12 protein-coding genes and 1 riboswitch are annotated in these 12,334 nt (G+C 32.5%); of the genes, 2 read left to right on the top strand and 10 right to left on the bottom strand.

The window, feature by feature from the left end; all coding sequences use genetic code 11:
• Positions 1-136: 136 nt before the first annotated feature.
• The 8 genes from RDK80_RS01680 to RDK80_RS01645 all read right to left on the bottom strand — a co-directional run bounded on the left by RDK80_RS01680 (position 137) and on the right by RDK80_RS01645 (position 7,387).
• Positions 137-1,021: a TraX family protein gene (locus tag RDK80_RS01680; protein ID WP_216556800.1), complete on the bottom strand. Its 885-nt coding sequence runs from the start codon at positions 1,019-1,021 to the stop codon at positions 137-139.
• 169 nt (positions 1,022-1,190) lie between these two features.
• On the bottom strand, positions 1,191-1,652 hold the full coding sequence (locus tag RDK80_RS01675; protein WP_216556798.1) for a hypothetical protein: 462 nt from the start codon (positions 1,650-1,652) through the stop codon (positions 1,191-1,193).
• Between the two features lie 437 nt (positions 1,653-2,089).
• Positions 2,090-3,328, bottom strand: a complete 1,239-nt coding sequence (gene fabF, locus RDK80_RS01670; protein ID WP_308523311.1) for a beta-ketoacyl-ACP synthase II — start codon at positions 3,326-3,328, stop codon at positions 2,090-2,092.
• Positions 3,329-3,353: 25 nt separating this feature from the next.
• Positions 3,354-3,587, bottom strand: a complete 234-nt coding sequence (gene acpP, locus RDK80_RS01665; protein ID WP_201259926.1) for an acyl carrier protein — start codon at positions 3,585-3,587, stop codon at positions 3,354-3,356.
• 142 nt (positions 3,588-3,729) lie between these two features.
• Positions 3,730-4,476, bottom strand: coding sequence for a 3-oxoacyl-[acyl-carrier-protein] reductase (gene fabG, locus RDK80_RS01660; protein ID WP_308523310.1), 747 nt, complete (start codon positions 4,474-4,476; stop codon positions 3,730-3,732).
• Entirely contained in the window at positions 4,463-5,431 is a 969-nt protein-coding gene (gene fabD / locus RDK80_RS01655; RefSeq protein WP_094902805.1) for an ACP S-malonyltransferase, read from the bottom strand. The genes fabG and fabD overlap by 14 nt, the downstream gene beginning before the upstream one ends.
• Positions 5,424-6,383, bottom strand: coding sequence for an enoyl-[acyl-carrier-protein] reductase FabK (fabK, locus tag RDK80_RS01650; RefSeq protein WP_308523309.1), 960 nt, complete (start codon positions 6,381-6,383; stop codon positions 5,424-5,426). Before fabK ends, fabD begins: the two co-directional genes overlap by 8 nt.
• Complete coding sequence (locus tag RDK80_RS01645) at positions 6,383-7,387, bottom strand: beta-ketoacyl-ACP synthase III (RefSeq protein ID WP_094902801.1); 1,005 nt, start codon at positions 7,385-7,387, stop codon at positions 6,383-6,385. The genes fabK and RDK80_RS01645 overlap by 1 nt, the downstream gene beginning before the upstream one ends.
• A gap of 198 nt (positions 7,388-7,585) precedes the next feature.
• Here RDK80_RS01645 and fabZ point away from each other — a divergent pair, with 198 nt between their 5' ends.
• Positions 7,586-8,017 (top strand): 3-hydroxyacyl-ACP dehydratase FabZ, encoded by a 432-nt coding sequence (gene fabZ / locus RDK80_RS01640; protein WP_094902799.1) that lies wholly within the window; start codon positions 7,586-7,588, stop codon positions 8,015-8,017.
• Between the two features lie 179 nt (positions 8,018-8,196).
• Here fabZ and RDK80_RS01635 read toward each other — a convergent pair whose 3' ends face one another.
• Positions 8,197-9,840: a cobalamin B12-binding domain-containing protein gene (locus RDK80_RS01635; RefSeq protein ID WP_143598572.1), complete on the bottom strand. Its 1,644-nt coding sequence runs from the start codon at positions 9,838-9,840 to the stop codon at positions 8,197-8,199.
• Positions 9,840-10,955: an NAD/NADP octopine/nopaline dehydrogenase family protein gene (locus RDK80_RS01630; protein ID WP_308523308.1), complete on the bottom strand. Its 1,116-nt coding sequence runs from the start codon at positions 10,953-10,955 to the stop codon at positions 9,840-9,842. The genes RDK80_RS01635 and RDK80_RS01630 overlap by 1 nt, the downstream gene beginning before the upstream one ends.
• 88 nt (positions 10,956-11,043) lie before the next feature.
• A riboswitch (cyclic di-AMP (ydaO/yuaA leader) is annotated at positions 11,044-11,172 on the bottom strand.
• A gap of 183 nt (positions 11,173-11,355) precedes the next feature.
• Here RDK80_RS01630 and RDK80_RS01625 point away from each other — a divergent pair.
• Positions 11,356-12,240, top strand: a complete 885-nt coding sequence (locus RDK80_RS01625; RefSeq protein WP_201259925.1) for a CsxC family protein — start codon at positions 11,356-11,358, stop codon at positions 12,238-12,240.
• Positions 12,241-12,334: the final 94 nt, after the last annotated feature.

The following is a 12,334-nucleotide window of genomic DNA, read 5'->3' as shown; positions in this document are numbered from 1 at the left end:
TATAATTGTCTAATCGAAACAAGGAGATAGATTTTCTATCTCCCTAATTCTATTTTAAACCATTTTAACATTTATTTAACTTCAATTTTATTGTATTAATTTTAGACAATGTTTACGGCTACATTTGAACTTAAATTTAAAATAATATAGATTGCATAAAAAATAGTATAGCTATATGTAATGGATAAAAGATATAAAATAAATATTTAAACCCTTTTCCTTTCTCTCCATTATACATAAAAATAAATATCAGTGAAAAAATCATCATCCACTGGGGATTGCCATAAAACAAATCTGCATTTGCAACAGAAGGATGAGCCTGAAATAAAAGGTTAAAGATAGAATTAAATATTGCAGCATATTTACCACGTAGACCTAATAAACTAGAAACTCTTGACAATAAGTTAGTATTAAACAAAGCAACAAAAATACATGTAATTAATATAAATGATATTAGAAGCTTTTCATTTGAATCTTTGAAAACAAACATTGCTACACCTAAAAGAATAAATAATATTCCACCATCAAGATTAAATATATTAAATAATACGGTAACAATCATATATAGACTTTTTTCAGTTAGATTTGAATTAAATACTAAAAAAGTAATAAGTAATGAAGTTATTATCTGCCAAAATATAAAAAGAAATAAATATAATTTTGAATTCTTCTCTCTACATTTAAGCTTTTCAACAATGAAAAGAATTATAGAAGTTAAGAAGAGCGTTCTTATAAAATTAAAATTTATATCCAAAAGATAATTTTCTATACCCATTATTAAGCTAAAAACGTATAACCTTATAATATATTTCTTCTTATCTTTTGTGTTAATAAATCCCAAAACACAACAGTATATAAAAATTGGTGCAGAAAGTCTTCCAATCCAATGAAAGAAGTAAGGAATATTAGGAATAAAGATCCAAATGTGATCAAATAACATAAATAACATTGCAAAAATTTTCAACATAGTACTTGTCATTTTAAATGTTGTATTTCTTCTTTTTAATATTGTATTTGTCATTTTATAATATCCTTTCAAAATATAGTTAATATAGTAAAACCTCTCTTATTTATAGAATCATTTATTTAATGTTATATAAAGAAACCTTATATAAAAGTTAGTTAAAATTAGACTTAATATATAAGGTTTCCTGTATTTCATAAAGACTTAATATCTCTTTATTTATTGTTTATTTTATACTTCCATTAGCATGTACTGGGACATAAAAAGCTATATATATTTTATCACTAGTTTTTAAATTAGAAACAGAAAAGTTCTTTGTGGTTTGCCCCTGTATACTTTGTGTTTTTAAAGATTCATCAAATCCAAATTTCTTTTTAAAAACTTCAATATTTAAATAATCTAAATAGCCTTTCTTATTATAAACACTAATATCATAAGATGTTTTCCCCGTTATTAGATATTCTGTGTATAAAGTTTCATATGCTGCTTGACCTGCAAATTCATAAATACCTTCAGTAGCTATATTCCACGTTGATGTAGGAACTTTAGTACCACTAATTGTAATTTCACTTTCATATGGTTTTATTGTAGAAAGGCCAACATTTGTTTTGTTCTCAGTAGCGAATACAACTGTATTTGCTACTAAAAGACATAAAATTAACAAACTAATAAAAAAACTTTTTTTCATAATCCCAATCCCCTTTCAAAATATCAATTTATAAATCTAGAAACATAACTAATAAATAACTGTCATTTATCATCCAATACTCTCATTAGTATCACCCCCTATTTTAGATATATAGAAATTTGATTCTCAATACATAATGTTTGTTATAATTTATCTAGTCTATAATTATCAGTTATCAAACTTAATATAAAAATTGATATAGATATAATTAATGTTATTTCTCTAAGGCTTAATGCTAATGATATAGAAAAATGCCTTTCTTAAAATATCATCCCCCTATTATTTTCCGTTTTACTTTTAGTAATGCGATCTTATCATATAAGTATCCTGTATTTTGGCACTTGTTGAAACTTATATATATTTTCGTAGAAACTTACAGTTTTTATGTAATTTACCTTAAAATTAAAAGGACTTTGATCTCTCAAAGTCCTTTCATTCTAACCTATATATTTTTTAAATAATACCGTTGCATTATGTCCACCAAATCCTAATGAATTTGATAGAGCATAGTTTATATCTCTTTTTACTGCTTTATTTGGTGTGTAGTTTAAGTCACATTCCTCATCTGGATTGTCATAGTTTATAGTTGGAGGAATTATCCCTTCCTTTATTGCCATAATAGCTGCTATAGCCTCTATTCCACCGGCAGCTCCTAGTAAATGACCTGTCATTGATTTTGTTGAGCTAATATTTATATTCTTTGCATGTTCTTTGAAAACATTTTTTATTGCTAGAGTTTCTAGTTTGTCATTGAAATACGTAGATGTACCATGGGCATTTATATATTCTATATCATGGTAATCAGCCTCTGCTTCGTTAAGTGCCATTTCCATAGCTCTTGATGCTCCCTTTGCCTCTGGATCTGGCTGAGTTATATGAAAAGCATCTGAGGTAGAACCATATCCTACGATTTCACCATATATACTTGCTCCCCTAGCTAATGCATGATTTAGCTCTTCTAAAATCAATATACCTGCTCCTTCTCCCATTACAAATCCATCTCTCTCCTTATCAAAAGGACGTGATGCCTTTATAGGATCATCATTTCTAGTTGAAAGAGCTTTCATTGAACAAAAACCTGCTAATGAAATAGGTGTTATAGACGCTTCTGCTCCACCTGTTACTATCATATCCGCATTACCTGATTTTATCATCCTAAAAGCTTCCCCTATAGCATGGGTGCCTGATGCACAGGCTGTGGTTATTGTCATAGTTGGACCTCTGAATCCAAAGGTCATAGATATTTGTCCAGGTGCCATATTTGATATCATCATTGGTATATATAAAGGACTAACTCTACTTGGTCCTCTATCTTCTAGCTTTGAAAATTCAGTTCCCATAGTCTCCATGCCACCGATACCAATTCCGATTACAACACCAACTTTATCTAAGTTTAATTTATCTAAGTCTATTTTTCCATCTTCTAAGGCTAGCTTTGCACCTACTACTGCATATTGAGTAAATCTATCCATCCTTTTAGCTTCCTTCTTATCCATATAATCAGATGGACTAAAGTCCTTAACCTCAGCACCTATCTTTGTGTCAAAATCTGCTGTATCAAATCTAGTTATAAGCCCAACTCCTGATTTTCCTTGTATTAGAGAATTCCAGAAACTTTCCTTCCCTATGCCTATAGGTGTTATAGCACCTAATCCCGTTATTACGACTCTTTTCAATTTTTTTACCTCCAATATTAAGGTACTATTCAGTTTTTCCTTCTACATATTCTACTATATCTCCAATGTTTTTAAACTTCTCTGCATCTTCATCAGGCACAGTAATTCCAAATTCGTCTTCTAGTGCCATCATAATCTCTACTGCATCTAAGGAATCTGCTTCTAAGTCCTTCATAATAGAAGTCTCCATAGTTATGCTCTCTATATCATCTACTCCTAATTGTTCTGCTATTATATTTACAACTTTTTCAAATATCATTTTTATATTCCTCCTTAAATTTAAATTCAAGATTCAAAGTTACGACGCAGTTTCGCAACTCAAATTTGTTCACTCCCTAATGGTCGTGCAAATTTGGTGCTCATTGCGTTTGACCTACATCAACTCACTGTCGTTCGTTGTGTTAGGTCATAATCATTCCGCCATCTACGTTTATTACTTGGCCTATTATATAGTCTGATCTTTCGCTGGCTAAAAATACTACTAAATTTGCAATATCTTTTGGATTTCCAAAGCTATTTAAGGGTATGGATTTTAGCATAGCTTCTTTTATTTCGTCCTTCAATACATCTGTCATATCTGTTTCAATAAAGCCTGGTGCTATGGCATTTACTCTAATACCACGACTTGCTAATTCTCTTGCCATAGATTTAGTAAATCCAATGACTCCAGCCTTGGACGCACTGTAATTTCCTTGACCAGCATTTCCTATTATTCCTACTACAGAAGTAATGTTTATTATCTTTCCATATTTTTTCTTCATCATTATTCTTGATACTGCCTTAGTGCAGAGAAATGTCCCCTTTAGGTTAACATCCATTACCTCATCCCAGTCTTCTTCTTTCATCCTGATGATTAAATTATCTTTTGTAACTCCTGCATTGTTTACTAAAATGTCTATAGTGCCCAATTCTTCTTCTATGGTCTTTATCATTCGTAGTACATCTTCTTCTACTGACACATTTGCCTTTATGGCAACTGCCTTGACTCCGTAGGATTTTATATCATCTAGTACTCCTTTAGCTTTTTCTAGATTATTAACATAAGTGATTGCTATATTAACACCATTTTTTGCTAACTCTAAGGCGATTTCTTTTCCTATACCTCTTGATCCTCCAGTTATTAAGGCTACTTTATTATTTAGGCTCATCTTCTTCCCCTCCCTTGATATAGTTTATAGTTTCTTCAAAAGAAACCACGTCATTGACACTCAAGGCCTTTACTTCCTTGCCCATAGCTTTGCCAATACGTTTTACAAACCCTGAGAGAGATTTGCCCGGTCCTATTTCTATAAATGTGTCTACACCTTCATTTATCATACATTCCACAGATTGCTGCCATAATACCGAGTTACTTACTTGGTTTACTAGTTTTGGCTTGATCTCATCTTTGCTCGATAAGAGCTTAGCATCTACATTAGAGATAAATTTCTTTTGAGCATCTTTTATATCTACTTTAGATAATTCATTCTTCAATTTTTCTCCTGCTGAAACTAATAAAGACGAATGAAATGGTGCAGATACAGACAATGGTACTGCTTTTTTAGCACCTAGTTTAATTGCTTCTTCACATGCAATCTCAAGACCTTTTAATTCTCCTGATAAAACTATTTGTTCCGGACTATTATAGTTTGCTACTTCAACTAATCCGTATTCCTTAGTTTTTTGTAAAATAGAAGGTATTTTTTCCCTATTTAATCCAAGTATTGCAGCCATTCCTCCCACTCCTAAGGGAACTGCCTCTTGCATAAATTTACCTCTCTCTTTTACAACTTTAAGAGCATCTCTAAACTCCATACTTCCACTACTAACTAATGAACTATATTCACCTAAACTAAGTCCTGCTGTATATTCACAATCTATACCTCTACCTTGTATAGCTTTAAGGATTGCTATACTTGTAGCTAATATGGCCGGCTGAGTATTTTCCGTTCTTTTTAAATTTTCTTCACTGCCATTAAAGCATATACTCTTTAAATCCATATTCAATACTTCATTTGCTTCATCAAATACTTTTTTTGACTCTGCAAAATTCTCGTAAAAATCACTGCCCATTCCAACATATTGTGATCCTTGCCCAGGAAATATAAATGCTAGTTTATCCATTGATATCACCTTCCTTTAGTGAATGCAATGAATCTAATCTTTTCTGTGCTGAAAAAACTATATCTTCAATTATTTCTTTGCATGGCTTAATATCTTTAATAAGTCCTGCAATCTGCCCAGACATTAAAGAACCTTTGTCTATATCTCCTTCTACTACAGCTAGTTTTAATCTTCCCGAACCTAATAACTCTAGTTCTTCTAAAGGAGCACCTATTTTTTCAAGCTCCAAAAATTCCCTTGTAAATTTATTTTTCAACGCTCTTACGGGATGGCCAGTACTTCTCCCAGTTACTGAAGTCTCCCTATCTTTTGATTTTACTATAGCCTCTTTATAATTTATATGAACCTTGGCTTCAGTTGAGCATACAAATCTAGTGCCTATCTGCACTCCTTCTGCTCCTAAAGTCAAAGCTGCTAAAAATCCTCTTCCATCACCTATTCCTCCTGCTGCTATAACAGGAATCTTAACTGCATCAACAATTTGAGGTACTAAAACCATAGTAGTCAATTCTCCAATATGTCCGCCGGCTTCAGTTCCTTCTACTATTACGGCATCAACGCCTTCTCGCTCTAATCTCACTGCTAAAGACACAGTAGGTACTACAGGTATGATTTTTACATTATTCTCTTTTAGATTCTTTATATATTTCCCTGGATTTCCTGCACCTGTAGTTACAACAGGAACTCCTTCATCACATACTATACCTACAATATCCTCAGCAAAAGGTGACATTAACATAATGTTTACACCAAATGGTTTATCTGTCAGTTCCTTAAGCTTTCTAATCTCTTCTCTTATTACTTTTCCTGGTGCATTGCCTGATCCTATGATTCCTAACCCTCCAGCTTCTGATACAGCTGCAGCTAATTCATGAGTTGCTACCCAGGCCATACCCCCTTGTATTATAGGATACTTAATATTTAACATATCTGTTATTCTAGTCTTCCACATTATCTATCTTCCCTCCTACTCCATTTTATAGTCATTGAAGCCCAAGTAAGACCTGCTCCAAATGCTACTAAAAGTATATTATCACCCTTATTAATTTTATTATCCTTAACTGCTTCATCAAGGGCTACTGGAATAGAGGCTGAAGACATATTGCCATATTTATTTAGATTTACACAAATTCTATCTTTTTCAAGTTTTAACTTCTTAGCTGCTGCATCTATTATTCTCATATTAGCTTGGTGTGGAACTAAAAAATCTAAATCCCCCAATTGAAGATTAGCTTTTTCTAAAGCATTGGTAGATGCTCTTTCCATGACCCTTACAGCAAATTTAAATACTTCTTTACCATCCATTTTTATAAAGTGAAGTCTATTTTCTACAGTGTCCATACTGGCTGGTAATCTAGAGCCTCCTGCTGGCTGAACTAATACCTCTCCATTAGAACCGTCAGAGCCTAGCTCAATTGAAAGAATTCCAAATCCTTCCTCACATTTTTCTAGTACACAGGCTCCTGCACCATCTCCAAACAATACACAAGTATTTCTCTCTTGCCAGTCCACTACTCTAGATAGTGTCTCTGCACCTATGACTAAAACCTTATCATATGTCCCTGATTTGATGAAGTTTTCTCCTATTGATAATCCATAAACAAATCCTGAACATCCTACACTTATATCAAATGCCGCCGCTTTTACTGCTCCTATATTTTTCTGAATTATACAGGCAGTTGATGGAAAAGCATGGTCAGCTGTTACTGTTGCCACAATTATAAGATCAATATCTTCTGGTCTTAACCTAGCATCTTCTAAAGCATTTATTGCTGCTTTAGTTGCTATATCAGAGGTTGCCATATCATCATCTGCTATTCGTCTTTCATGTATCCCCGTTCTTTCTATGATCCATTCATTTGATGTTTCTACAATCTTGGAGAGATCATGATTGGTAACAATTTTTTCAGGTACATAGCTCCCTACACCAGAAATTCCTACACAAATGTTTTTCATTTTCCACCTCCATATTAAATTGTGATTTACTACTTACTATTCCCATCTACCACCTCCTTTAAAAATATTTGCAAATTAATTTTCTTTAGATTATTATTAATATGATATGAATAAAACTTTAAGACTTAGTATATATGAATATAATAAAATAATCAATCATTAATTTTTCCCTAAAAAAGATTAAAAAGGAGGGGTTTTATGGATAAATCATTAAATATAGAAGAAATAAAGGGAATTATTCCCCATAGATATCCTTTTCTCTTTATAGATAAAGTTTTGATAGAAGAAGTAGGCGTTAAAGGCATAGGATATAAAAACGTAACTATAAATGAACCATTTTTTCAAGGTCATTTCCCTAATATGCCTGTGATGCCAGGTGTCTTAATAGTCGAGTCTATGGCTCAGGTAGGAGCTGTGATCCTACTATCTGATGAAAAGCATAAGGGAAAAACACCTTACTTTGCTGGAATAAACAAAGTGAGATTTAAAAGAAAAGTAGTACCTGGAGATACACTTAAGATGGAAGTAGTTTTGACTAGAATCAGAGGTTCCATAGGAATTGGCGAGGGTAAAGCTTATGTTGGAGATGAACTTGCTTGTGAAGGTGAATTTTTATTTGCAATAGAATAAATTAAATACGGAGACTTCTCTCTTGTGGAGAATGCCCTCCGTATTTTTTATCGTATTAAATATTTAATTAATATATTTATAACTACATATTTTGAATCTTATTTATAAGAATATTTTAATTAATATAGTAAAACAACTAAACCATATTCTTAGTTCCTTTATTCATTCTTTATTAATTTTTATATCTGTAAATATCCTGCTTCTTTTAGGAGCAAATTAATTCTTTCTTTTTCTGTAATTATCTTCTTTTGTTTCTCATCATAAGCATATAATCCACCACTGACCATTCTTGTTTTCAACTGTCCCTTAGCTATTTGCGATCCTTGCAAATGTGGTGCATCTAATATTCCAATTCTCACCGCTTCTGTTAAAGTTTCTGGATCTGTTAATGGATTTTCTAAGTTTAAATTTAATGATTTAATGCTCTCTATTATTATCTTTGCATCTTCTATTAAAGCATTTTTTCTTTCAACTACATTTTTATCCTTTGTCATATCCACTGAACCTAAGAATTCATTTTTGAGTATTCCTCTTACTATCATAGCCGACTCTATTATATCCTCCGATCTAGCTGCATGATGAGCTTCGCAAAATCCAACAACATGATAAATATGAGGTTTAATTGACATGGCTAGATACGCTGATGCTGCTAATTGTCCTTTAGCTTGATATAGGTTTGCTGGGAAACTGGCAAGGCCTGCCCTTGCTTGACGATATACTTTGAAATTTTCATCTATAAGGCTTTCTACTAGTTCTATCTTTGCCAGCATCTTTCCCAAATCCATTTCAGGTGAAATCGATGCTGGTACATTAAACATATATTGAGCAATGTAATCTTTTACACCCATTTTTTTTGCATTATATGCAGCTATATATGCTACTGCAACACCTATAGCATCGTGAGCATCTCTTAATCCCCAATGATGTGGATCATTTACTTCCACAGGTATATTTCTTTCTCCATGCCATTTCATCACTAGCTGATTTTCTCTTATGGCATCTAATAGAGTTCTAGGTCCTCTCTTATCTAATTCACTATACCAAAATAGTGGAACTGCACACCAAGCATTATCTATGCTTTCCTTTAGCACTTCTGCAAATTGAACTATATTTTTGGTTCCGCTATAGGAACGTAATAGTGGGAAGTTACCTCTCTCTGCTGCTTTGTAAAGCTTCCTAAAATCTTCTTTAGACCTAAGTGGCACTCCTCCTGCACCATTTAATCTTTCATCCATATTTTCTTGATCAAAGAAAAATTCTTGGGCATTTTGATCTGGTGCAACTGATATTATATCTATTACTCTTGCTTCTGCCACCTTTTCTATAGCTTCTACAGTTTCCTCTATGGTAGGCAATCCTAAGTGATGTCTTAATATTGGATATGGATATTTAGACTTTATTCTGGATATCAGTTCTCTTGGATAGGACTCTTCTCCAGAATAATTTTTTCCTTTTAAATATGCTATAACTTCGTCGATATCTTCTGTACCATCAAATATTTTATCAAATATTCCCCATTCTTTTGCTACTAAGGCTGTTGGCTCTGTCCCTCCAAATAGCCAAATTATATTCTTAACACTATTCTTATTTATTTTATCCTTCAATTCCTCTAAAATTTTATGAAGTGGTTCAGGTGTTAATCTATAGGATAAAGCCACTATATTAGGCTTTTTTTCATTAATTAGCATTATTATTTCATCTACCGACTTCCCTATTCCAATAAAGTCAGTGCCATAGTTCTCTTTTTCAGCTAAATTTAGATAGTTCATTATTCCTGCTACATGAACACAATTACCTAAAGTACCTGCAATAATCTTTTTCACTAAGCAACACCTTCCTCATCTTTTTTATCTATTTTGCCTATTTGTGCAATTTTATGCATTTCATGTACTGATAAACCTTTAAGACCTAATCTTTCTATTGTTCTACCCTCCGCATAAAAATCTTTTCCAGTAATTAATTCTGAAATATTTATAATTGAGTTAATAGCTGGTGTTTTAATCCCTAGTTCTCTAGCTATGGAAGACATTGGTATTAAACTATATGGCACATCCTCATATATATATCTAATGGACAGACCCTTTGGTGCTTGAAGGCCTTTATATGCCAGATTGTTCTGTACTGTTTCATATAGATTTTTTCCTCTTGCGCCATAGGATTCGTATAGCCAATCTTTAGCCGATAAGGTATTTATCTGAAGAGCTTTTCCTATTTCCATTCTCTCCTGATCCATCTTTTCTATAAAATCTCCTATAGATGGAGTTATTCCTTCTGTATAATATTCAAAAGGCGCCCCTCTTTCAATATGACCGCTATTCAATAGTGTTGGTGCTGGATGGAAAATTGCTCCGTAATTATTTATACTTGTTTCTAAAACATCTTTGGCTTGAATAAATTGTGGATAAGCAAATTTTAGTAGATTAATAACATGATTTGTCTTAGATGAAGGTATGGCAGCTATGGTCACTTCATTTTTTACTTGGAAAATATGTGCACTATTACTTGAGGTAGTTCTACAAGCATATATAAAAGTCTGAGCTTCTGCAACAATTACGTCTTTATCACATTTATGTTTTCTTATTGTCTCATATACTTCTAAAGCTCCTCCTGTACGCCCAGGGTTAAGTACTATTATTTGACCATCTTTCAAATATGGTGCCATCTCTACTGCCATCTGATAATGTCCTATGGCAGGAACTGTTACCATAATTATATCTGCTCCTTCTATGGCATCCTTCATTATATTTGTTACTCTATTTAATACCCCTGTTCCTTTTTTTTCACCTGTTAAAGATATCATTGGATTTTTTATTAGAGGTATTATGTTTTCTAAGGTTCTATTATATAGGTTCACCTTATATCCCATAATGGCTAAATAACCAGCCATAGCCATACCGCCATTTCCAGCACCAATAATACTAAAGTTCAATCCCATCATTATATCTCTCCTCTCATTTTTTATGTCAACCGATTTGGAGGGACAAAAAAAACTATGGGCAACCATAGTCTGAAATCAGTACAATTTCATGCCCCCTTTAATACGCTTACGAGGTTAGCTGTCGGGTTCGGGCTAAAGGGTTATGCCCGTCCTCTAAAGGATTCACCCCAAAATATTGGTTCCCCCGCTTCAAAAGCGAATTCAGCGATTATTCTTTTCGAAACTAGAAATATTATACCATATTATGATTATTTTTACAAAAATTATTTTATGACATTTTTTTTATGATTTTATTTTCTTTTTAATAAATATTATCACCTAATTAAATTTTAGGAATATATTGTAGTATGGACAGACATAAAAATATCACATCTAAATAATATTAAGGAGGAAACAAAGTATGTACAATGCAATAGGAAATACAAATATTAGTAATATACGAGTCTTTGATAGTAGCCATGGTCAATCAAAATGTAATAGCAAACCTTCAGTTCCTGAATGTAATACTAACTCAAAACATCAAAATTTTTGTGTTGATGTTAAAAGTAATGTTTTAGATAGCTGTGCTAATACTCCAGTTACCCCGACTGGAATAACAACCGGCGTTACTGCTAAAATTCCAGTAGTGTTAGCTGAATTAACTATACAATTCAATGTTAACGCATTGATTAAGCTGCCAGAACTAGCCCTTGAAATTAAGAATATAAAGAAAAAAGTAAAGATCACTCAATGTACTTTGCTGCAACCTACCAATGTTTTATTCATTAAAGGATTTGTTCGTAAAAACATTGACTATTCTACAGGAAAATGCGCAAATATGGAAGGAGTATGCGGAGAACTACACCATTGCACAATAGATGTTCCTTTTGAATGCTCTACACCTGTTACTTTCTCTACACCACCGGCAGAACTTGCGGTAAACTCTAGTGCAGAATTTGAATTCTTTAAAGTAAGTGATTTACCACATAAACACTTTGCTGAAAAAGATAAATTATTATCAGGAGACTTCTCCGAATTTAATCAAATTATAGTTGAGAATTTCAATGAACTTCCATTCTGTGAATTAATTAGTGCAAGAATTTTTGAATTTGACGAATTTATTGGTCGTCATCGTCCTTATGATTCCGAGTTTCCATTTGAGGAAAAATTCTTCCACAAAATAGAAGAAAAAATGGTTATAGAACTTACAGTTAAAATTTTACAAAATAGACAAGTGGAGATCCCTCCAACAACAGGAGGTACTTCTAGACCTCCTCATTGTTTCTCAACAGCAGAAGAAAAATAAATTTCATGTTATAATATAATATAGACCAGCCTTTAAAGGTGAAGTTGTAAACTAAAAGTAGACATAAAAAAAACATGTCTACTTTTTTGTTATA

The sequence above is a fragment of the uncultured Tissierella sp. genome (genome assembly GCF_902479755.1).
Taxonomy (GTDB): Bacteria; Bacillota; Clostridia; order Tissierellales; family Tissierellaceae; genus Tissierella; species Tissierella carlieri.
This window is presented reverse-complemented; position numbering and strand designations above follow the sequence as displayed.